Raw genomic sequence first — 22,952 nt, 5'->3', positions numbered from 1 at the left:
CATTATGGCTAAGCCAACTCTTGCGCCAAAATCACAGGGGATGGATCCCCGTTTGTACTGCGATTACGCTCGTTTAGTACGTCTGCAAGCACAAGCAGAATCATTCAGTTTACTTCCTCACCTAAAGGCGGGTAGCGTACTCTCTGGCCGACACAATTCGTTGTTTCGCGGTCGTGGATTGAACTTCGAAGAGCTGCGCCATTACCAATTGGGTGACGATATTCGTAACCTTGATTGGAAAGTTACGATGCGTACAGGTAAGCCGCACGTGCGCAGCTATACAGAAGAAAAAGATCGCAACGTAATCGTGTGTGTCGACCAGAGAAGCACAATGTTTTTTGCTTCGACGCAAGTAATGAAATCAGTTGTCGCGGCAGAGATCGCAGCGATGTGTGGGTGGCGAGTATTAAAAGATGGCGACCGAGTCGGTTTTGTCATCGCATCCCCGCAGGCGTTGTTTCACAGCAAGGCACAGCGTTCGCAAAACGATCTTCTGGCGCAACTTAAACGTCTCGCTAAAGCCAATCAATCGCTCAATGTGGACTCCTGCAATTCCGAAAAAGTAACGTTCAGTCAATGGATTGAGCTTATTAAACGCATGAAGCTCAAGCAATCCACTTTGATTTTTATCAGCGACTGGAGCGACTGCGAGGAGCACCACCTTGATCACCTTAAACAGCTACAACAGCACAACGATGTTCTTGCAGTGATGGTCAGTGACCCATTAGAACAAGCGCTACCAGACGATTTGGCAAAATCGAAATGGGTGGTTGGTGATGGGCAGTATCAACTCAATTTAGACAGCAAAGCAAAGGTAGAAGCTGCGAGCGCAAAGCTTGAGGCTCGAACTAGCTTACAGCGTCAATCACTCTCTCAACTTATGGCGATGAAACACCTTCCGCACATCGAACTCGATACGACAGGTGAGCACATTAAACAATTCCAAAAACTGGTAGGAGGGCGTTAAATGAGTGATCTTCCTACGCCTCCAAGTACCTACATACTCAGAGAGCTGCATGATGTGGCTGTACCACCCAGCGTGAGTTGGTACCCGCAAACTATTGGCTGGAAAATTTTAGCGGCGGTTGCGTTCATTACATTGGTATATTTCGCATATCGCTTGGCTCGGCAATGGTGGCATAATCGTTACCGAAAAGAAGCTCTAATGGCGATTTCGCAAATCAAATCGAGCGACAAAGACATGCCTAAAGCATTGTTCTCGGTGCTTAAAGTAGTGCTGATTCATATTGATAGCCGCAACGCGAAATTGTTTGATACCGCCTTTCTGCGCAAGCTCGATGCGCTGTATCCGCAAACCGAAGATTCTCAAGCAAACTCGCTTGTGGTCTTTAACGATGAGCTTTCAAAGCGCTGGCTACAAAGTATTGTCGACCCAAGCGTTACGCTAACCAACGAAGATCGTGTAACGCTAATTGCTCGTGCGAAAAACTGGGTGAGTGAACACCGTGGTGATGCTCAAAAAAGCGCGGCAAAGAAATCACCACGATTGAAACGCAAATCACATCAGGGAGGTCAACATGAATGATCTTCTTGCATCGATAACTGGTTTGTCTGGTTTTGAATTTGCTCACCCAATGTGGTTTCTGGTTTTGCCCTTGCCGTTGGTGGTGTACTACTTGGTGCCTGCATATCGCACTAAGCAAATGGCGATCAAAGTGCCGTTTTTTAGTCAGCTGGTGGAAGCGATTGGTGAGACGCCATCAGAAGGTGCAAGCCAGTTGACCCCGAGTTGGTGGCAACGAGCAACGTTAATTCTCTCATGGCTTTTGGTGGTGTGTGCGATGGCAAAACCCACCGTGTTAGGCGAGCCTCAAGTTCGCGAGAGTTTAGGTCGCGATGTGATGGTGGTGGTGGATCTTTCGGGCTCCATGGCCGAGCCAGATTTCACCTCACGTACAGGCGAAAAAATTTCTCGTCTTGATGCGGCAAAAGAAGTGCTGTCGGAGTTTGTTCAGTCTCGTAAAGGTGACCGATTAGGCTTGGTGCTTTTTGGTGATGCTGCTTTCGTGCAAACGCCATTTACCGCAGACCAAAAAGTGTGGCTCGAACTGCTTAACCAAACCGATGTGGCAATGGCAGGGCAGAGTACCCATCTTGGTGATGCGATTGGCTTAGCGATTAAAGTTTTTGAGCAAAGCGATAAGTCGCGTGGTGCTTTAGAACAAGACCAAAACCGTGAAAAAGTCGCGATTGTATTAACCGATGGTAACGACACGGGCAGTTTTGTTGAACCGATTGATGCGGCGAAAGTTGCGAAAGCCAAAGGCGTGAGAGTGCACGTGATTGCGATGGGCGATCCGGAAACGATAGGTGAAACCGCGTTGGATATGGACACGATTCATCGCATTGCGAAAGAATCCGGCGGTGAAGCGTTTGAAGCACTCAACCGTGATGAACTATCGGCTGCCTACGACGAAATTGGCAAACTGGAACCTCAACTTTACGAAAGCACCACATACCGCCCAAAACAAAGTCTTCATCATTACTTGATGGCGTTAGTGGTCATCATGCATTTGCTCGCGTTCAGCGTCGCAACACTTAAAAGAAGGGCTGTTACACGATCATCATTAGGAGAGAGCGATGTTTGATTCTCTTAGTTGGACGCAATTCTTTACGCAGTTTCATTTTATTCGACCACTGTGGTTACTGGCTTTGGTCCCCATGTTTTTCTTGGTGTGGTTACGCTGGCGAGAAGAAAGCAAGCCAAGCTGGAAGGATATTCTGCCCGAACATTTACGCAATGCTTTGACGATAGGTGAGCGAGGTTGGCGTAAGCAACTGCCGCTTAAGCTCTTGATGCTGATTGTGTTCATCGCCATTGTGATTTGTGCAGGCCCAACGTGGCAACGTGAATCTTCCCCCTTTGGCGAAGATAAAGCCTCTATGCTTGTGGTGCTTGATAACAGTGACTCGATGCTGCAAAAAGATCTCCCACCAAGCCGCCTTGAGCGTTCCAAACAGAAAATACGCGATTTGCTAGCCGCGCGAAAAGGCGGAAAAACGGGTTTAGTCGTGTTCGCGGGCAGTGCTCATGTCGCGATGCCTATAACTCAAGACAGCAAAGTATTTGACCCGTTTTTGGCGGCCATTACGCCAGAAATTATGCCCGTGCAAGGTAAGCTTGCCGAAAAAGCATTGCCGTTAATTGACCAACAATTGCAAGGTCAACCAGGCTCCACTGTTCTGTTGGTGAGTGATGGCGTTAATCCAGCCACGATTGAGCAATACCAAGCGTATTTCTCGGGCAAACCTTATCAACTGTTAATTCTTGCGGCAGGGAATGCTGACATTGTGAGTAACAACCCAATGGATTTGGATTCTCTACAAAAACTGGCTAGTCAGACTAACGGTCGATTGGTGGAAGTGACCGTCGATAATAGTGATATCGAGCAACTGAATCGATACGTAGAGCGCAATATGCAGCTTAATGGCGAATCTTCAATGCCTTGGAAAGACATGGGGTATCAACTTCTGTTCCCAATCGCGCTGATCATGATGCTGTGGTTTAGAAAAGGGTGGTTAGTGCAGTGGTGCGTGATTGTAATGGTGAGCGGCACGTTATTGATGCCAACAAGTGCATTGGCCGAGAACATTTCAGTTAAAGCCGAGCAGCCACAAGTTGTGCAAAAAGTGACGGCTTTCGACAAGGTGACGCAATGGTGGTGGGATTTGTGGCTAACGCCAGATCAACAAGGACAGCGTTTGTTCAACCAACAAGCCTATTTAGAAGCCGCGAAACACTTTGTCGATCCATTACGCAAAGGGACGGCGTACTACTACGCTAGCGAGTTTGAACTCGCCCACAGTGCGTTTTTGGAAATGCAAAACGACCCGTCCGAAGAGGTTCGAGATTACGGTCTTTATAATGCGGCGAGTGCATTGGCGCGTCAGCGTGAATATTTGGCTGCACGTGACTTGTTAAAATCCCTAGCCAACAAGCCAACATTAAGCGAGAGGCTAAGACCGGATGTTGAGCATAACTTGAAAGTGATTGGTGGTATTGTAGAGGACATCAACCGGATGAGTGAGAGTCAGGCAGGAACGGAGCAAGAAGCATCAACCGAGCTAGGCGATAACCCTCAAACCGCAGAAGGGGCGGATGAAAAAACGTCAGCGGAGTTGATGATTAAAGAGACGTTAAGTGCAGACGACATCTTAGGTAGCCAAGAATTAGCCGACAAATGGTTAAAGCGAGTCGAAGCGGATCCTAAATACTTCTTAAATGCGAAGTTTCAGATTCAATTGCGTTCAATAGAAACCGGAGAATCAACTTCTACTGCGAACGAAAATACAGAGGAGGCGGTGCAATGATGAAAAGCCACCGTTTTACGCCCTTTGCTTTACCCTTGTGGTTAGTTATCTGTTTCGGTTTCCTCCTGAGCAGTAGTGTGTTGGCTCAAGATATTCGTGACGTTCAACGAGAGCATGGTGTTGAGTTACAAGCGTGGGTTGGTAAACAACCAACGGCTGGAGAGAAGCGTAAAACACCAAGTTTTAGCGTCAATGAGCAAGTTATTTTAACCATCGAAGTGGCAACGCCGCGTTGGTTTACGGGTGGTACGAGAATTGGCAATATTGAAATACCCAATGTTATCGCCAAACAGCGTAATCAACTAGCAACCAACTTTACTGAGCAAAAAGAGGGACAAACTTGGTCGCGTCAACGCTGGGAAGTGACTTTGTATCCACAAGCATCTGGTGATTTTGTGATTCCACCTGTCGCTGTGGGCGTTCAGGTGTCGGCGCCGGATGGCGAGAAGGTGTCAGGCACACTTTATACGCAGCCGATTAAGTTCAAAACTGTCTTGCCATCGGGATTGTTGAGCGGTGATACGCCTTGGTTTTCTGCAACGCACGTAGACGTAAAACAAGAGTGGGAAACCTCCACTGAGTCACTCAAAGTTGGGGATGCAATCACGCGTAAAATCACCATTTTGGCTCATGATTCGCTATCTGTGTTGCTACCAGACTTGTTGAAAGGAGAATCAACAACCCGTTACCAAGCGTATCCTCAACCGCACCGTCTTACAGATACGCAAACACGTGGTGACTACCAGTCAACACGCACAGAAGAGAGTGTGTACGTGATTCAACAAGGTGGTGAATTAACCCTGCCAGATTATGAGTTCCGTTGGTGGAACAGTAAGACTCAACAAGTGGAAACGGTGGTGTTAGAGGGCAAAACATTTGCTGCGAAGCACACGTTGAAATCCTTCATCAAAACGTACTTTGCATGGATTGTATCCACGCTTGTATTTCTGGGTTTTGTGATTATTTCATTGGTAGCCATTAAACGTTACTACCGCAACAGACCGACACCAGCATGGCTGACGTTCCACCGTTTGTTAAAGGCTAAACGTTGGTCTGAAGCAAGGACCATATTGTACAAACAATTGCGTTTAAATACGGCCGAGCTAGAAATGACCAAAGCCGATACGAGTGAATCGTGGCAAAAAAGTGCGTCGCGAATGCAAAATGGTGAAAATAGCGCTCATTTACTGAAGTCGATGTGGCGCAAAGTCCAGACCAAACAAAAACGCTTTAAATTCCGTATTCCGCGAGCGTTACCAGAACTGGACAAAGTCATTGGAAGAGATGGCAATGAATAAAACGGGGCGCTAATATAGCGCCTCGTTTTTATTAGAGAATAGAGTTCAAATGAGCCAAGAGTTTATGCGCCGCGCATTGGAAGTGTCCAAAAATGCGCTTCCTGAATGTCAACCCAACCCGCCGGTTGGCTGCGTGTTAGTGAAAGACAATCAAATCGTTTCTGAAGGTCATACTCAAGCGATTGGTGGCAATCACGCGGAAGTGGAAGCGCTGAATGCGTATCAAGGCTCGTTAGAATCGGTGACGGCATACGTTACGCTGGAACCGTGTTCGTTTGTTGGTCGCACGCCAGCTTGCGCGGTGACATTAGTCAAATCCGGCATAAGCAAAGTCGTCGTAGCCATATTGGACCCCGACCCGCGCAACAGTGGTCGAGGTATCGAGATTCTAAAACAAGCAGGTATAGAGGTAGAAACGGGTTTGTGCGGCGAGGAAGTCAGCGAGTTTCTTACCCCTTACCTAGGCAAAGCCTAAGTCAAGCTTTACGTTGCACTATGGTGCCAGTTTATGTGGTGAATGAAGTGCGTCAAAATTGAGTTAAAACTCATTAAAACAAGCGATACCGCCCATTTATTGCACTTGGCTACGTGAAGGATCATGCTGTTAGATTAAAATAGAGAAAGTGACTTTTGAAAAATTTAATAGCATGAAACCGACCGACCTTAATCTTATTCCCATTTTCACTGCCATCTATGAAGAGCGTAACTTGTCTCGGGCGGCGGCGCGTTTAAACATCACCCAGCCTGCGGTGAGTAAAGCGCTAGCAAGGCTACGTGATATCTACGATGACCCATTGTTTCATCGTTGCGTTAAAGGTGTCGAGCCTACCTCGTTTGCGATGGATATTTATCCTGCTCTTCTAGCTTCAGTACAAAATTTCACTTCGACATTATCGGCCTCTAGTGAGTTTGACCCTAAAGTGTCGAATAGAGTGTTTTCTATTGCCTGTGTGTCCGTTGCAAGCTTTGAGTTGCTACCTCAAGTCATGAAACAAATCCGTGTGTCGGCGCCAAATGTTGCATTAGAAGTACATCCGCTTTTTACGGAAGATTTTGAAAGTGATCTGCGGTTACAACGATACGATTTGATCATTGATATCACACCAAGAGCAAGAACGGTGTTAAAACTGGAAACTGTACTTACGGAGCGTTTGGTGGTGGTATGTAGCGAAGCGCATCCACGCCTGAATGACGAGATTACGGCTGAACAATTTTTTGAAGAAGAACACGTAGTGGTTTCGCAGTGGCAGAGTCGTAAGAGCTTGTTAAACGCCGATGACATTGTCGACTTGGATAAGAGAAAGATTAAGTATCGAGCCTCAGGCGTACTAGAAATGCTCCCAATTATTTGTGGTAGTGAATACATTGGTTTAATGCCAGAGTCGATGATCAACTTGTTCAATAACACCTATCATGTTAAATCTTTATCAATGCCATTTGATGAACAAATGTATGAGCTTTGTACAATCTGGCATCCTAGTCGCACAAACGACAGCGCCCATCAGTGGTTACGTTCACAGATTAAGCAAGCAGGAAAAGTCATCAACCAATAGGAAGTGCAATGAAAAAGACAATACGTGCCATCCTTAACGGAAAAAAAGCTGGGAATCCAGAGTTAAGAGATGCAATCATGAAAATGAGAGAAAAAGGCATCGACGTACAGGTGCGTGTGACGTGGGAATCTCAAGACATGCCGCGGCTAGTTAAAGAAGCGGTTGATGAAGGCATTGAACGTATTGTTGTCGCTGGTGGCGATGGGACCGTCAATGAGGCGGCTTCTGCGATTATTCAAATTGACAAAGAAAAACGCCCTGAGTTAGCCATTATTCCCCTTGGTACCGCCAATGACTTTGCTACCGCTATTCAAGTACCTAATTCCATTAAGGCGTCTTTATCTCTTGCTGTTGAGGGGCAGTCCGCTTTGGTCGATTGCGTCAAAGCGAACGATCGCTGCTTTATTAACGTGGCAACAGCAGGGTTTGGTGCAGAAGTTACAGCAGAAACGCCTGTTGAACTCAAAAACTTTCTTGGCGGCGGAGCTTACACGTTAACTGGTGTTATAAAAGCACTTGGCTTTAAACCATATGACGGAACAATAAAGATTGAAGGTGGCGCGTATCAGGGAGAAATGTTGCTCGGTGCGTTTTGTAATGGGCGCCTTGCTGGAGGTGGGCAAGAGTTAGCTCCAAAAGCGATGATTAATGATGGGATGATGGATCTAACATTGGTGCGCCCATTTTTACCTCATGAGCTGCCTAAAGTAATCGACGAGATCAATAACCCGAGTGAGAAAGGAGAGTTTGTGAAGTACACTAAAGCAAGCTGGTTGGAGATAGATTTTCCGAATCCATTGCCTCTTAATTTAGATGGAGAACCTTATCATTCGAGAACCATTAGATTTGATGTTCAGCCTAAGAGTATACGATTAGTCGTACCGCAAGATTGCCCTTGCTTGACTAGCTAAACGAGCGTTTTCCATGATTATTGCGTAACACAGCCACTAAAATGTGGCTGTGTTATTTGTGTTGAGGTATTAGTCAACTTCTTAACGTTTTTGAATGGTCTCAACGTCTATTTGCGTAGTTGTCCAATCTGAATCAACCTCTCCTCGAATCATTACGGTATCTTTTGGTGTCACTTCTTGACCCATCCAATCTTCGTTGTCGATCTCTACTTCGATCTCACCAGTGTTGTCTTTGAACAAGTAAGTCTCGTTACCAAATGATTGAACAATATGCCCGGTTAGCACTACAGCGCTGTCGTCGGTTGCGTTGCGCGCCTCTTTCACCGTATTGATTGCACTGACTTCTGGACCATTAAACGCGGCGAAAACCGAGCTTGAAAGTAGGGCAAGCATGGATGTTAACAATACTCTTTTCATTATCATCTCCTTATATTAGAAGTAATAAGTTGTGCCTACGTTAAAGGATGCAGTGTTCGCGTATCGGTCTAGTTGATATTTTGCGTTTACACCTATGGTGAGCTGCGGGAAAATTCTGTATTCCGCACCCACTGAGAACATTGCGCCTAGCTCGTTGTTTTTCTCCGCGCTATGGAAAAGCGTGTTGGTCATTTCCACATCGTCGTTCGTGACAAGTTCGTATTCTTGATGTTTAGAAACCTTGGCGTTGTATTCCGTGTACGTTAGACCCGCTTTGAATTTTGTTGTCCATTTATCATTTAATGCATAGTTAAACACAGGAGCCAACGACACTTGCTTGGCTTTGATTGACGCATCCCAATCCATTTCATGATGGTAATCTTTGCCATCGATTGACTTGATACCTAGGTTTTTTGAACGACTATCATCAAGGTCAAACTGGCTGTAACCCAGTTCCAATGCCCAGTTGTCATTAAATGCGTAACCGACAAAGCCTGAGAAAATACCGTCTTCAAGCTCAGGGTTGAGTGTTACGTTGTCAGTTGAAAAGTGAGGTTCCAAATCATGGTCAGTGGTGCCTAGTCCATATTCCAGACCTACATAAGGAGCCGCAGATACCGAAACTGAGCAGGTAACAAGTAACGCAAGAAGTGTTTTGTTCATTTTATTTTGCCTCTTCAAATCAACTTAGTGAGTAGAAGCGCATTTTGTGTGAAGAAGCGTGAAGCGATCGTGAAGAAACGAAAAAATGTTTAGAAAAAAGAGCAAGGGGCGATAACCGAGGGGCGGTTTGAGTGAACAAACACCAAGCTCTTTATATAGAGTAAGTTAAGTTGCTGCGACGTAACACACCGCAAACGGGACATTAAGGCGAGTAAACTCTTTGATCCAACGCCATTGGTTATCCTGGAGTTTATCGCCTGGCCCTTTTACTTCAATCCATTCGAACTCGTTTCCTTTAAAAGCAATCAGATCAGGCATCCCATTGCGGTAAAGCTTTAGGTCACTCAATTGTATTTTAAATAGCGCCATCAACATGTTAGTTGGGATTGTATCGAGTGCCATTTCGAGTAGCTCTTTACTTATTAAGCTCCAATGCACAAATGGATTGCTGATACCAAACTTCTCATCGTATCTAGTTAACAACGTATAAGTATTGCCCGTTTCCAACATATCAAACGTCGCATCTATCAAAGCTTGGCGTTTGGTAACAAAATCAGAATGGTACAAATCCAGAGGACGATGTTGATAGGCATTGATGAATGCGCCTTCGATGGGAGCGAAAATCGCATCCCAAAAAGTGAGACCAAGTAATGCATTAAGCAGTGCATTTTCGGCGTAAAATACAGTCCAGCCTAAGGACTCAAAATACGCTTTGCTGGCGAGTTCGACTCTCTGTTGAGATAAATCCAGTTCAAGGCGGTATTCCGTACAGGTTGGCTTCGTCACTCTTGGCACTTTCTCGCCTTGTTTTCGTTTTAACCGTTGCTCAAGTTTTTGTGCAACTTCGAGCTCAGACACATCGATCGGTGAGTTAAGCATATCTGTGACAATGTCACCAAATAAATCATCATGGTTTAATTTGTCATAGATACGTGCGCGTCGTTCTCGGCTCGGTGTGAGTTGAGTTTGGCCAAATAGAGACAGGGCGGTCTCTAGATCATCAAGCCGTTCGTAATCACGTGCTATGTCATTCAACATGTGCTCGCGTTTACGATCTACGTAACGGTGTTTAACGGGCTGAGGCATTGCCTCAATTAATAAGTCGAGATTGGCTTTGTCTTTTCGGTCAAATTGCCAGTACAGGTTGGCCAACTGGCTCAGTTCAATTAAACGGTCTATTTGCTCACGTGAATCAAAGAAACGGCGCACTTTACTCAATTGATATTGCTCGAACTGATGCAAACCTAAGTCATCAAGCACAAACTGACTTAAGTCTTGATGGGTGTTGGCAAAAAACAGAGTGAGCAACACGTCGATCATATGAGCTGAATTGAGTTTGACGATCGTAAACTCAAGCTTCTCTATACGATCAAATTCCGCATTACTCAAACGTTCGACAAGGGCGTCTTTCTTGAGTGATTTCGGCAGTTCGGGATAAAGCGCAGAGATTTCTGGTTTGGTCAGTAAATTGGCCGCTAACTCTTGATGAGAAAGGGGTGGGGAAAGGGCTACAAACTCATGTTGACTCAATTCCGCCAGCGCTTCATTGATAGAAGGTATTTCTTGATAACTCAGTTTATCACTTCGAAACCAACATCCCTTTCGGCTGTATAAACGTACCAAAAGGCACTGGGCGTGTTTGCTCAAAGAATCAAACGAGCAAAGCCATGCGTGTTCTTCCTTGGTCAGTAAATCGCTGTACCAAGTTACTGCGTGATGAGTCAGCTTAAAGAAGTTCTCTAGATAGTAGTCTGGTGCAAGTTCGATAGGGCTTTCCATAAACGACCGATAACAAAAAAGGCTTAACCCATAGGTTAAGCCTTTTTGCTATCAAATCAATTCGCAATTATGCGTTTTTTAGCTGTGCTACTTTCGCATCAGACAATGGCTTAGTGATGAACGCAAGTACGATACATACTGCCATCATTGCCGAAGAAATTGTGTAAGCCAAGGTGTAGCCGTCGCCATTTGTCATCGAGAAACCAACAACCGCTGCGCCGATTGCACCACCGATACCCCATGCTGTGTAAAGCACGCCGTAGTTAGTGCCGTAGTTTTTCAGACCGTAGAACTCAGCCGTTAGAGTAGGAAATACCGCTAGAAGTGTGCCGTAACCTACCGCTGCGATTGCTGTACCGATGATCAGTGTAAACTCAGAGTCGAACGTCGCGAACAGCACCATGTTTACGCCTTGTAGAACGAACGCGAGTAGAAGCGTACGAACACCGCCGATTTTATCTGCAAGCATACCCGCGGCAACACGACCGCCAGAGTTGAATACAGCAAGAATAGACGCTAGGTAAACCGCGTTTGGCAAGTTTGCTTGAACGCTTGCGATTGTCGTGATGTTACCAATGATCATTAGACCAACAGAAGCTGCAAACGCGTACATGATCCATAGAGAGTAGAACTGTGGCGTTTTCAACATTGCTTTCCAAGTTAAGTCATCTGACTTTTTCACCGCTTTAGGTGCTTGGCCTTCTTTTACTTTAGGCTCCGCAGGTGTGTAGTCTGCTGGTGGGTTGTTGATGGTTGCTGCAAGAGGAACCGCAATCGCTAGGATACCAACACCAAGAACCATAAAGCTAGTTTGAATGCCCATGCTGTCTATTAGCGCAGAAGTTACTGGCGCAAGGTAAATAGCCGCTAGACCAAAACCTGCCGCAATAATGCCGTTAACCATACCTTTCTTCGAAGCGTGGAACCACTTCATCGCAGAAGGTGATAGGCATGCGTAACCAAAACCGATACCTGCACCTGTGATCACACCGAAGGTAATGTTCAGCATGAGTGGAGTGTCAACAAAGCCAGACGCGATCATGCCCAGACCTGTAAGAACAGTACCTAGGATAAGGATCATTCGAGGGCCCATGCGGTCTTGAAGAATACCTGCAATAAGAAGACAGATAGAGAAAGTGATGGTTGCAGTTGCGTAAGGTGCAGAAGCTTCTGCAGCACTCCAGCCTGATTCAGTTACCAGTGCCTTGTTGAATACACTCCAAGCATACAGGATGCCAAGACAAAGGTTGATACAGAACCCTGCTAACAGGATGCGCATAGCTTTATCAATCTTGCTCATTTTTATTCTCAGTTTTTCCTCTTATTGGCAATGCCGCAAAGAAGGTTGGTTTAAAGATGTTTTTTCTCAAAATTAGTTTGCGTTTTTCAACGTTTAACGCAATGAGCGCGGATTATAACCAATAAATATGTGATTGGAATCTCTTTTTACGGTTACTGATAAAATAATTTGCAACATTAAAAGTGGATGTGAATTCATGGTTTTGTATGTAGTAAGAACGTTGTAAAAAAGTGATATTTTTTGTTCGCTAATAACGAATGATGAGTCAAGACAGAGAGGTTTTACGCTGTTGAGTGCACAGTTCACATTTCAAATAAAAAATTTCAAAATGTTTCCATGTTAACCATCTGTAACAAAAATGGCGAATTTATCATCTAACTGTCGTAAGTATCAGATGCAAAGGGTTTCTTAATTTTTAATTGTTAACCTTTTGTAATAATTGAAGCTGATTAGCTTTTATGTTCATTAAATGAGCAAAAAAGTAACTTGTAATTGCTGATTTTAGGCGCAGAATATAGTGAAAAATGAGTTTTCATTTATGAAGGGATGCTTTTTAGATTTGTTGTGAGGTGACTTATGAAACTGTTCCTATTACTCATGGCTTCGGTATCCGCTGGTATCGCATCAGCAGACCACATCCATTCATTTATGTTGGGCTTATCTATTGCTTCTTTAGCGGTAGGTAGCTGTTATTTCTTCGCATTTCGCAGCTCGCGCTTTCCACAGCTTGCTTTATTCCTACTCATTTGCGGTATGCTTTCTAAGTTGACGATAACCGTAGTCGGTGTGATGTGGGGAATGTCCGCGGAATTAATCACGTCTCCAATCGTATTCGCACTTTCATATTTATTCTTTTCGCTTGCCGTTACCTACTTATGGTTTAGCTACAGAGAGAGCATCACTAAGATTCCTGACCGATTTAAGTCAGCGTAAATCAACACATTAGAATAAAAAAAACGCCAGCACATTTGCTGGCGTTTTTAATTAAACGTAATTTTGTTCGGATATTGCTTTTAGTTTGATCGTGGCAATACCGTTAGGCACTCATTGGAACAAGCACCATAGTACCAATAATCACCGTGATAAGGCCTGCTAGAACTGGAACGGATGTGCGTTTTACAACCTCAAACGGGCTGATGTTTGCCATACCTGATGTCGCAACGATTACGCCAGATACTGGTGAGATAGTACGGCCTAGGTTTGATGCTTGAAGCATCGGGATAATTAGGAAAGCAGGGTTTAATCCCATTTTCGCAGCCAAAGATGGTGCTAACTCCACGAACGCATAAAAAGGCGCGTTACCCGAACCCGTTGCAATTGCTGCTGCAACTGTCAATGCAGTTAGAATAAGCATTAAAGCAACGCCGCCTGCACCAGCATTATCTGCTAGATGAAGTAGGTTATCGATAGCTCCGATAGACATCAGACCTTGTGCAAAAACCCCTGCGGCAACCAAAAGCATCACAACGCCTTTGAACGCGTCAGCCATGCCTGCGTAACAAGAATCTAAATCTTCTAGTGATTTCTTACCATCGAACTTATTTACAACATAATGGATCAGAGCTCCAAGGAAAATCGAACCAACCACAATAGTGTAGATGTCTAGACTAAGTCCTGGAATGGTACGACCGTTGAATAGGAAAACGCCGATGATAGGTAGAAAAGGAAGAGCTGCATAAAACGCTGGTGCGTCAGCTTTGATCTCTGATACATCAATTTTTTCCATTGGTGTATTTTCTTTCTTATCTAAGTATTTGTTCCAGAAGAACGCTGCCGCTGCCATGACGATGATTGCGCAAATAGAAACAGGCAACACAGTTTGTACCGCAAACACATCAAGCTCTAAACCAGACTTTTCTGCTGCGATAACAACATCACCAGAAGTAGGAGAAAGGATGATTGCCGCTGGAGAGGCACACACTGCAACGGCTGCTGGACGAGAAATGCCCATCGCGACCATCATTGGGAATAATGTCGCCATTAATAGTACGCCAAGGCCTGTTGCAGAACTTACCGCAAGAGACATTAAACACGCCACAATGTAAGCCGCTACCAAAAGGACGTAAGGAGACTTGATGACAGAAAGCGGTTTAGAGAACTGTTTCACTACCACGTTGTTCGCGCCGATATGAGTCATGTATGACGCAAAACCACAAAGCAGCATGATTTGCATACCAAGACCGCCACCGCGGTATTGAAGCATGTATTTCACGTATTCAAGCGCATCTGTCACCATGTTACCAGTTGAGGTGATTTTTGACGGCAGCACGTCGTGCCCCAAAACGCCAGTCATAAGAAGTAAAGCAATACCAGCGGTCAGTAACACGCCCGCAGCTTTATAGCCTTTGACAATAAAGTAACCCACCGCAATGGTAACCACTAAGCCAATTAAGAGCTCTAACATAGGGATCTCCGAATGTTATGTAAAAAAGAAAGAAACTGTTTCAGTTTATGACAAGGAATTTACAGAATTCTTAGCTGTGGCACGAGACAAATATGAGGCTTGCATGATCTGAGACAAATAATAATTTAATAAATAATTTCGTTAGATTGTATTGTTGGAATTTGGTTTTCTAAGTGTTATGTGCTGGTTTGAAGCTATTTATAGGAAGGAAAATATGACTAGGAAAGTGAATGAATAATGAGTGAATTGATTCACAATAGGAAAAAGACTTTACTCAATAAGCAATTATTGGAAAACACTCTTCACAACAAAAAAGCTTCGCCGAAGCGAAGCTAAGTAATCGTAAGAATGAGGATAAACTATGCGTATCGACGAACCATAAGGTTCCAACTACGTTGCTGCCGTTCGAACTCTGCTTTAATTTGCTGGTACTTCATTTTCGTTACAGAACATTCGTATTTTTTTACCACACTGGCAGTTTTGGCACCGAGTACTTCTTTGCGCATCTCGTAGTATTCCTGCATGTGATGAACTAGAGTATCAAACTCGTGCTGTAGTTGATCGAGGATCGTTTGCGTGTTCGGTTTCGATTCTAGCTTTTCTCTTGCTTTCTTCAAAAGTTGACTCGCACGGGCTTTTTCAATTCTAAATGTAGGCGTTGTGCGCAACTTAGATGTGAGTCCTAGCCAAGAACATGACTTTATCAACCACTTCGTTGGGTCGTAATGCCACCAATACACGCCATTGCGATAGTCATTCTCGAAAATATGATGGAAATTATGGTAACCCTCTCCAAATGTGAAAAAGGCGAGTACACCATTATCGCGAGCAGTGTTTTTGTCTGTGAAAGTTTGCTTACCCCAAATATGTGCGAGGGAGTTAATGAAAAAAGTCGTATGGTGACTCATAAAGAGTCGAGCCGCACCAACGACCAATAACATCCCCCAGATATCACCGTAGATCAGTCCGAGCATGACTGGGAAACCAATATTAGTCAGTAGGGCAAGTGGAACATAATACTTATGCTGCCACATGACGATTTTGTCGCGCTTTAGGTCACGGCAGTTTGTATATTCGTTTTCCTTTGACTTATTGTAATCACGTAACATCCACCCAATGTGAGAATACCAAAAACCCCGCTTGGCTGAGTACGGATCTTTATCGTTATTGTCGACATGTTTGTGATGCACACGATGATCAGAAGACCAATGTAATGCACTATTTTGCAAAGAAAATGCTCCTCCAATCGCAAAAATGGCGCGCAAAATAGGATGAGCTTCGTATGTTTTGTGGCTCCAGAGACGATGATAGCCTGCTGTAATAGAAAGGTTAGTAAAACTAAATGCAATCACTCCCCAAATTAGATGTTCCCAACCCAGCCCAAAATGATATGCATACCAAGGCATTACAATAAAAGTCAGAACAAAACTGGCAGAAAATATTAATGTATTCAACCAGATAACAGGTGGTTTGTTTTGAGTCACAGGTGTATCCCTAACTTTGAGCTAACAACTGTTCGCCAGAATATCAGCGTACACATGTAAGTCAAATTAAAGTTAGACAAATGTGACTATTCCTTTGGGTGTAGATTAAGGAACTTGATGGGATATTTTGCTTTTAATTGAATAATGAGTAGTATTAAAAAATGAGCTCTGGCTTAAGGTGTATAAAATCTGCCAAGAAACAAGTGTTATAAAGGTGGAATATACCGAGACTCTATAAAGAAGCAAAAATGTAAGAAAATAGGAATACGTAATGGATTTACGATTAGCGGAATATAAGGACTACGAGCGCATTGCGCATCTTCATGCGGATAGCTGGAAGCGTCATTACCGTGGCATTCTTAGTGATAACTATCTTGAGAAAGAAGCGATTGACGACAAACTACTGATTTGGCAAACCCGTTTGACCAACCCACCATTCAATCAGCACATTGTCTTGGCGGAGGAGGGAGGTTTGCTACTTGGCTTTGTTTGTGTGTTCGGCAACCATGATTTCGAGCGTGGAACCTTTATTGACGCATTGCATGTTGATGACAGTTACCGTGGTCGTGGGATTGGTAAGCAGCTATTACTTGCTGTCGCCGAATGGCAACAGCAGTACTTTAAAGACACAGGTCTTTATTTAGAAGTTGTGTCGCAAAACATTTCTGCGATTGAATTCTATCGCCACATTGGTGGACAAGAGGATCAAGAGCGAACTTGGCGCGCACCTGATGGCAAAGAGGTGTTAGAAAAAGTATTCCGTTGGAAGAACGCCCAGTCATTAGTTAGTGGGATTGAGGAAAACGTGATTTACTCCTAACCTAGCGTTCTAAAACATTAGATAAGAGCAGTCTCATCACTGCTCTTTTTTGTTTATGCACCCTAAGGTTATGTTTTATTACAAGCTTTCTAGAAGTTAACCCCCATGGCTTTTAGTTCGAGCTCACATTGCTGAGCATTTTCAAACTGAATAGCAGCCATGCCAACTGCTCGGGCACCTTCAACATTGTAAGGCATGTCATCAAGAAATACTGTCTCTTCGGGGTTAAGCTGATACTTTGAAAGTAGAGTTTGGTAGATCTCCGCTTGTGGTTTTAGTAATTGAACTTCAGAAGAGATGATTGCTCCATCAAACAGTGGCCAAAACTCATAGGTAGTACGAAGATATTCCACAATTTCGTTGATGTTGTCTGTGAGCGCATATACGCCATATCCGGCACTTTTTACTCGTTTTAACAGCTCTATACTGCCGTAAAGTAGTATTTGAGTGTGTTTTACATAATAAAAGAAGCGGTCCATTTCTTCCGTCGTTACTTGGTGTTCACGTTGATAACGCTGTTTTGCTTCCCTTTCGGAGATCGTCCCTTTATTTAAATCTTTCCAGATTTGTGATGAAAATAGCATCTGAGCCATTTTCTCTGACTCTACGGAACCACCAAATGTTAAGCGAACGATTTCTACTGGAGACCAGCGTACCAATACATTACCTACATCAAAAATGACATTTTTTATCTGGAAAGAATTCATGACACACCCCAAGCCAATTGTTTGTCACCGCGGTATATGCGGTGAGTGTTGTTTTTAAATCGTTGGAAAGCCGTGCCAAAGGCGCGACTTAAGTTTCTAGAACAAAATGAGATTAACATCCAATTGGATACAGAGCGATTATCGCAAAATTACACTAAACTATATGCAACTTTGTTTATTTGGTTGTAAATCAAGTGCAGCTGTCTTAAAAGATTGAAACTAAAGATAAGTATTGCGAGCTGTTTACGTCATTTCGCGCTGCTTATAAATGATGATTAATATATAATTAGTTAATAATAAAATGATAAAAGTGAATCAAAATCACATTGTTGTGCGTCAGGCGGAGTAAGCAAAACAGATTATATGGACTCGATACGTAAGGTTTATCAATATGCAGAACCAAACCTAACTCTCGTTGGCTGGATGGGGTTTCTTGGCTTTCCGCTGTACTACTTTGTCTGGGAGTTTGCCTTTCCACAGGCTTATGAAAATTTACCTCTTAGATTGTTTTGCTCGTTATTGTTTTTCGGCATCATTTTTAGAAACCGCTTATCATCGACTTGGAGAGATTATGTTCCTATTTACTACCAAGTGACGATAACGCTGTGCTTACCGTTTTTCTTTTTTTATATGTTACTGATGAATGACTGGTCCAATGTATGGGTTATGTCGTTTATGTCTGCAATTTTCTTACACATTTTACTGGTTCATGTTACTAGGGTCATGTTTGCTCAAACCTTTGCTGGGATAGGTTTAGCAACATTCTTCGCTTGGGTTGCAAAAGGGTTCCATCTTGACTTGACCATGGATTGGACTCATGTGCCAATCTTTCTGTTTATTTATGTCTTCGGTAATTTGTTCTATTTTCGTAACCAAGTTGAACATGAAGCGAAAGTCTCGCTGGCAAAATCATTCGGGGCAGGGATTGCACATGAAATGCGTAACCCGTTGAGTGGGCTTTGCACTTCAATAGATGTTATCCAGTCGATCTTGCCCAACATGAAAGAGGCAGGAAAAGAGCAGTACGTCATGAGTGTAGAGGATGTCACCTTATTACGTGAAGTGAGTCAGGATGCAATGAACATTATCCAATCGGGTAATGAAACCATCGATTTATTGCTAACTTCGATTGATGAAAATCGAGTTTCTCGTTCTAGCTTCAAAAAATATTCAGTTCACTCGGTCGTTGAACAGGCAATTGAAAGCTTCAGTTATAAACGTGCCACTGATCGATTTGCCATATCGCTGGATGCGAGAAGTGAGTTTGAGTTTCTAGGTAGTGATACGTTACTTAAATACGTTATGTATAACCTCTTCAAGAATGCCTTCCATCACCGTAAATCTGAAGATTTTCACATACATGTATCCATGATAAGTTCAGAACGCTTTAATCAAATTGTTGTAACCGATAATGGTGCTGGCATTGCTCCTGATGTTCTACGCAATATCTTTCAAGACTTTTACACCACTGGCAAATCAGGAAGTTATGGTTTGGGTCTACCGTTTTGTAAAAAAGTCATGCGTTCATTTGGGGGGAACATTGAGTGTCAATCTCAGTTAGGGGAGTGGTCTCAATTTACATTAACTTTCCCACTAACGACATCTGATACCGTTACTGAAATAAAAAACGATCTGACTAAACTCAAAACCATTCTAACGGTGACTAGCCAAGATATCTTGGTGTCTAAAGTAACAGATATTAGCCGTTTTATGGGCTTTGATTCAACGATTTTAGATGCCAACCAAGTACTCAAAAAGAAAGAGTACGAGTTCGAATTCGATCTGATTTTTATCGATCTTGAGAGCTTAGATCCAAGAGCAAACCAGTTGGATAGATTAGAATCTCTCTTGTCTTTCACTGAAGCACGCATCGTTTATCTTTTTGAGCATCATCCGACTCAGAGAGCACGTAAGGCTGCATATGAACCTATTTGGATCGAAACGCAAGCCTGGTTATTGAATACTAAACCAACTATTGAGCGTCTCTTATATGATTCAAGCTATGTATCGACACCAACGGCCTCGGTGACGTTAGATAGTTCAAATAAGCGCACAATTATGGTCGTGGATGATAATGAATCTTTGCGTAAATTCACGGCAATGTTACTTGAAAAGCAAGGCTTTGAAGTGATTCAGAAAGAAGACGGGCAGCAGGCTCTGGATACACTAGAGCAAGAAGATGTTGATCTCATTCTGATGGATATCGAAATGCCAATTATGGATGGTGTAGAAGCGTCTAGGCGAATTCGAAGCTCGGATAAAAACTATGCGTCGGTACCTATTATTGCACATACAGGGGATAGTTCACCTGTCACGTTGGACAAAATTGGGTCTTCGGGTATGTCTGACTTCATCGTAAAACCGGCGGATAAAAATCGCTTGTTCGATAAAATCGCAAACTGGATCTAATCATTCGCGACTTGTTTTCTTGAGGCGAGTTGCTCACAACGAATAACACGAATAAAGAGCTCAGCAAAACTGTTGAGCTCTTTAGTTTTATCTACACATTAACTTACACAAACTCTAAGTCAGGGTGTGCGAATGCTTGTTGGCAGACAGTGAGTACATGATCAACTTCAGCAGCTGTCATGTCGGCATTGACTGAAAAACGGATGATGTTTTTGTTCCTTCCAGTTGCAGGGCGGCAAAACACTGCGCCGTAAACATTTCGCTCTTCGAGAAAATCGCGGACTCGCTCAGTGTTTCTCTCGTTGCCGCATTCTAATGAGATAATTTGTGATTCACTGCGAATAGTAAATCCAATGCGTTTTAAACCAACGGCTAAAGACTTGGCTCTTTCAAACAGAATATCTCGCTTATCATCTGATTTTCTTATGACGTCTAGTGTTTTCTCTAGCCGAATGATCTCTTGCGGTAATACGGTAGAACTAAATATTGCAGGGTACGCCACAAATGGAAGCGTCTTCGCCAGTTTTTCTGGGCCTAAAATCGCGCCAGCACGATAAGCAAATGTCTTGGCAAGACTAACGGTAATAAAATCTACCTTATGAGTTAAGCCAAGACCCTGCAGTATCCCCGCACCTTGTGGACCGTGTGTACCTAAAGAGTGTGATTCATCTACAACCAGGCCGCAGTCAAACTCCTGTGCTATTTCGTAGATATCACGTAGAGGAGCGATGGTCCCGATAGTGCTGTAAACCGAATCCACGACAATGATCCCTGAACCGTGACGTGAAATCTGTTTTCTTAGGTGGCTGGTGTTGTTATGCATGAACGGATGAATTTGTGCTCCGGCAATACGTGCGCCTTCCCACAAAGACATATGTGCAAAGAAATCAATGTACACAGGTATGTTCGGTGCACAAATAGTCTGCAATAAACCGACATTCGCAGCCCAACCAGATTGAGAAAGTAGACAACTAGGCATACCAACGAAACTGGCTAGTTGCGTTTCAAATACAGGTTTCGATTCATCGTCTTGTAAGAAAATCGCGGACATCACGACGTTGTCATCGTGCTGGGAAATCGCATCACGATGCGCACTTTGAATCTCCTTGTTATGAGACAGTGCAAGGTAATCATTGCTTTGCAGGACAACGGCATTACACGGTGGGCGTTTACCAAGAACAAGGTGTTTTTTGTTCTCATTCGGTTCGATTAGATCTTGAATATAAAAATCTAGGCGTTCCTCGATAAAGGAGGGAAGTGGTTTGCTTTGTATAGTTTCACTCATAATAAATCTCTTCTTCATATGGAAAAACGCCAGCGCTGACACTTATTCATATTGCGGATTTTGGGGAGAGTGTCACTAACCAGGTTGCATAAGTTTGCAGACCCTTGCAAACTCGACATTTGAGGGTTGGATGGTGGCTGTAACTCTATAGGGGCCCGGGGTCTAAACTAGTTTGTGCTTAAAGTTTATACGGCGATTTTGCGGTGTTTTTTCGTGCTTCATATCTGGATTTTGGATGAGGAATATAAAGTTTGAAAAGTGAAAAAAATGGGCGCATTAGATAACAAAAAAGGCGCGAAAATCGCGCCTTGAAACATGAGTAGATAAGAGACAAAATTATCGCTTATTACGTAAATAGCGCTTACGACGCTCTTCTTTACGCTTCGCTTTTTCTTCTTCTTTACGGGCGGTCTCAATCTCGACTTCAATCAGCTCTTGAGTGATCATTTCTGGGCGCTCTAATGTAATTTGGCCCAAAGTGCCTTGGCGAAGTTCGTGCAATAAGATCTCTGATACTTTGTGCAAGTCAACACGTCCACCTGCACGTAGTGCTCCGCGGCGACGACCAATTTCTTCCATGATCTCGATATCTGATTCTGGAAGTTCTTCAATTTGATAACGCTCTTTAAGCTTGTCTGCATAATGAGCTGCTAGGTATTCAATGGTATAGAATGCGACTTCGTCATATTCCATCGCTGTATCTTTTACCGCGCCAGTAGCCGCAAGGCGGAAGCCACTGTGTGGATTTTCCACTTTTGGCCATAAAATCCCTGGAGTATCAGATAATACGATGCCATTTTGCAGGTTGATACGTTGTTGACGACGTGTAACCGCGGGTTGGTTACCTGTTACAGCGATTGTTCGACCTGCGAGGGTGTTAATGATCGTCGACTTTCCAACGTTTGGGATGCCCATGATCATGGTGCGAATGTTTTTACCAATTTCTTCTCGGTGTGGGGCAAGTTTGCGACAAAGCTCCATGATTCGATGCACTTCTTGTGGTTCAGAAGTCGTGATCGCCATTGCTTTTACATGTTGCTCTTGCTCCAAGTGCTCAATCCACAGTTGAGTTAACTCTGGATCGGCCAAATCACGTTTGTTCAAAACTTTAACGACAGGTTTGTCACCACGGATTTGAGAAATCAAAGGGTTTTCACTACTGAAAGGAATACGAGCATCCAGTACTTCGATGATCACATCCACTTGAGGGATTGCTTCTTCGATCTCTTTACGTGCTTTGTGCATGTGGCCAGGAAACCACTGGATTGAGTTATTAACCATTTGAATTTAATACCTTAATTTTTCTAATGCTCCAGCGGTTGTAAAAGTAGCAATGTGAATCTTGAGTAATACAATACTAGAACGCATTTTCTAAAACTGTGTTTACTTCAAGCTGCTCGAAACCGCGGAGTTGAGCTTTCTTTCATGTTAATGCGTCAGTTTATCATGGAATGATGATGAATCATTCAAGATGAAAGTAAAAAGCTATGGCGTGCAAACCTAAACGCACACATCTCTTATATATACCGACTCGCAGTGAATATCCGTCTGGGTGAGAGACCGAACGCAAACGCTGTGTAGTCAAAGGTG

The 22,952-nt window shown here is 43.6% G+C and carries 20 protein-coding genes; 11 read left to right on the top strand and 9 right to left on the bottom strand.

Annotated elements, in window-relative coordinates; translation table 11 throughout:
- The first annotated feature begins 4 nt into the window (after nt 1–4).
- The 8 genes from R7P67_RS05220 (at nt 5) to yegS (ending at nt 8,094) form a co-directional block, all read left to right on the top strand.
- Nucleotides 5–967 (top strand): DUF58 domain-containing protein, encoded by a 963-nt coding sequence (locus tag R7P67_RS05220; protein WP_017821549.1) that lies wholly within the window; start codon nt 5–7, stop codon nt 965–967.
- Nucleotides 968–1,546 (top strand): DUF4381 domain-containing protein, encoded by a 579-nt coding sequence (locus tag R7P67_RS05215; RefSeq protein ID WP_262653576.1) that lies wholly within the window; start codon nt 968–970, stop codon nt 1,544–1,546.
- Nucleotides 1,539–2,609, top strand: a complete 1,071-nt coding sequence (locus tag R7P67_RS05210) for a vWA domain-containing protein (RefSeq protein ID WP_025767855.1) — start codon at nt 1,539–1,541, stop codon at nt 2,607–2,609. Before R7P67_RS05215 ends, R7P67_RS05210 begins: the two co-directional genes overlap by 8 nt.
- Nucleotides 2,602–4,332: a VWA domain-containing protein gene (locus R7P67_RS05205; RefSeq protein ID WP_025767854.1), complete on the top strand. Its 1,731-nt coding sequence runs from the start codon at nt 2,602–2,604 to the stop codon at nt 4,330–4,332. The genes R7P67_RS05210 and R7P67_RS05205 overlap by 8 nt, the downstream gene beginning before the upstream one ends.
- On the top strand, nt 4,329–5,630 hold the full coding sequence (locus tag R7P67_RS05200) for a BatD family protein (protein ID WP_025767853.1): 1,302 nt from the start codon (nt 4,329–4,331) through the stop codon (nt 5,628–5,630). Before R7P67_RS05205 ends, R7P67_RS05200 begins: the two co-directional genes overlap by 4 nt.
- Before the next feature lie 49 nt (nt 5,631–5,679).
- On the top strand, nt 5,680–6,105 hold the full coding sequence (locus R7P67_RS05195) for a bifunctional diaminohydroxyphosphoribosylaminopyrimidine deaminase/5-amino-6-(5-phosphoribosylamino)uracil reductase RibD (protein ID WP_005376542.1): 426 nt from the start codon (nt 5,680–5,682) through the stop codon (nt 6,103–6,105).
- Nucleotides 6,106–6,277: 172 nt separating this feature from the next.
- Complete coding sequence (locus tag R7P67_RS05190) at nt 6,278–7,183, top strand: LysR family transcriptional regulator (protein WP_005376541.1); 906 nt, start codon at nt 6,278–6,280, stop codon at nt 7,181–7,183.
- An 8-nt stretch (nt 7,184–7,191) separates the two neighbouring features.
- The gene (gene yegS / locus R7P67_RS05185) at nt 7,192–8,094 is read left to right on the top strand and encodes a lipid kinase YegS (protein ID WP_005376540.1); all 903 of its coding nucleotides are present in this window, start codon (nt 7,192–7,194) and stop codon (nt 8,092–8,094) included.
- Between the two features lie 81 nt (nt 8,095–8,175).
- Here the strand turns inward: yegS and R7P67_RS05180 are convergent, their stop codons facing one another.
- The 4 genes from R7P67_RS05180 to R7P67_RS05165 all read right to left on the bottom strand — a co-directional run bounded on the left by R7P67_RS05180 (nt 8,176) and on the right by R7P67_RS05165 (nt 12,253).
- Complete coding sequence (locus R7P67_RS05180; RefSeq protein WP_005376539.1) at nt 8,176–8,511, bottom strand: YgiW/YdeI family stress tolerance OB fold protein; 336 nt, start codon at nt 8,509–8,511, stop codon at nt 8,176–8,178.
- A gap of 15 nt (nt 8,512–8,526) precedes the next feature.
- A complete protein-coding gene (locus R7P67_RS05175; RefSeq protein ID WP_005376538.1) occupies nt 8,527–9,174 on the bottom strand; it encodes an AcfA family outer membrane beta-barrel protein in 648 nt (215 codons plus the stop codon).
- A 165-nt stretch (nt 9,175–9,339) separates the two neighbouring features.
- The gene (locus tag R7P67_RS05170) at nt 9,340–10,953 is read right to left on the bottom strand and encodes a VRR-NUC domain-containing protein (RefSeq protein ID WP_318085894.1); all 1,614 of its coding nucleotides are present in this window, start codon (nt 10,951–10,953) and stop codon (nt 9,340–9,342) included.
- 67 nt (nt 10,954–11,020) lie between these two features.
- Nucleotides 11,021–12,253 (bottom strand): OFA family MFS transporter, encoded by a 1,233-nt coding sequence (locus R7P67_RS05165; protein WP_053303514.1) that lies wholly within the window; start codon nt 12,251–12,253, stop codon nt 11,021–11,023.
- 576 nt (nt 12,254–12,829) lie between these two features.
- Here R7P67_RS05165 and R7P67_RS05160 point away from each other — a divergent pair.
- On the top strand, nt 12,830–13,186 hold the full coding sequence (locus R7P67_RS05160; RefSeq protein WP_005376535.1) for a hypothetical protein: 357 nt from the start codon (nt 12,830–12,832) through the stop codon (nt 13,184–13,186).
- Between the two features lie 103 nt (nt 13,187–13,289).
- Here the strand turns inward: R7P67_RS05160 and dcuC are convergent, their stop codons facing one another.
- Both dcuC and R7P67_RS05150 read right to left on the bottom strand, forming a co-directional pair.
- Entirely contained in the window at nt 13,290–14,657 is a 1,368-nt protein-coding gene (dcuC, locus tag R7P67_RS05155) for an anaerobic C4-dicarboxylate transporter DcuC (RefSeq protein WP_005376528.1), read from the bottom strand.
- A 359-nt stretch (nt 14,658–15,016) separates the two neighbouring features.
- Entirely contained in the window at nt 15,017–16,141 is a 1,125-nt protein-coding gene (locus R7P67_RS05150; protein ID WP_017821552.1) for an acyl-CoA desaturase, read from the bottom strand.
- 271 nt (nt 16,142–16,412) lie between these two features.
- Here R7P67_RS05150 and R7P67_RS05145 point away from each other — a divergent pair, with 271 nt between their 5' ends.
- A complete protein-coding gene (locus tag R7P67_RS05145; protein ID WP_005376525.1) occupies nt 16,413–16,961 on the top strand; it encodes a GNAT family N-acetyltransferase in 549 nt (182 codons plus the stop codon).
- Between the two features lie 89 nt (nt 16,962–17,050).
- On the opposite strand, the gene R7P67_RS05140 is transcribed toward R7P67_RS05145, so the two are convergent.
- Complete coding sequence (locus tag R7P67_RS05140) at nt 17,051–17,668, bottom strand: HAD family hydrolase (RefSeq protein WP_256896097.1); 618 nt, start codon at nt 17,666–17,668, stop codon at nt 17,051–17,053.
- A 363-nt stretch (nt 17,669–18,031) separates the two neighbouring features.
- Between R7P67_RS05140 and R7P67_RS05135 the strand changes: the two genes are divergently transcribed.
- Nucleotides 18,032–20,077: a response regulator gene (locus tag R7P67_RS05135; protein ID WP_213960636.1), complete on the top strand. Its 2,046-nt coding sequence runs from the start codon at nt 18,032–18,034 to the stop codon at nt 20,075–20,077.
- 103 nt (nt 20,078–20,180) lie between these two features.
- On the opposite strand, the gene cqsA is transcribed toward R7P67_RS05135, so the two are convergent.
- Both cqsA and ylqF read right to left on the bottom strand, forming a co-directional pair.
- Complete coding sequence (cqsA, locus tag R7P67_RS05130; RefSeq protein WP_213893452.1) at nt 20,181–21,362, bottom strand: alpha-hydroxyketone-type quorum-sensing autoinducer synthase; 1,182 nt, start codon at nt 21,360–21,362, stop codon at nt 20,181–20,183.
- Between the two features lie 336 nt (nt 21,363–21,698).
- Nucleotides 21,699–22,643 carry a ribosome biogenesis GTPase YlqF gene (gene ylqF, locus R7P67_RS05125; protein WP_005376521.1) on the bottom strand — a complete coding sequence of 315 codons (945 nt, stop codon included), beginning with the start codon at nt 22,641–22,643 and terminating at the stop codon, nt 21,699–21,701.
- Nucleotides 22,644–22,952 lie beyond the last annotated feature (309 nt).

This window comes from Vibrio sp. Vb0937, from assembly GCF_033338855.1.
The sequence above is the reverse complement of the archived record's forward strand: the minus strand, read 5'-3'. Positions and strand labels throughout refer to the sequence as shown.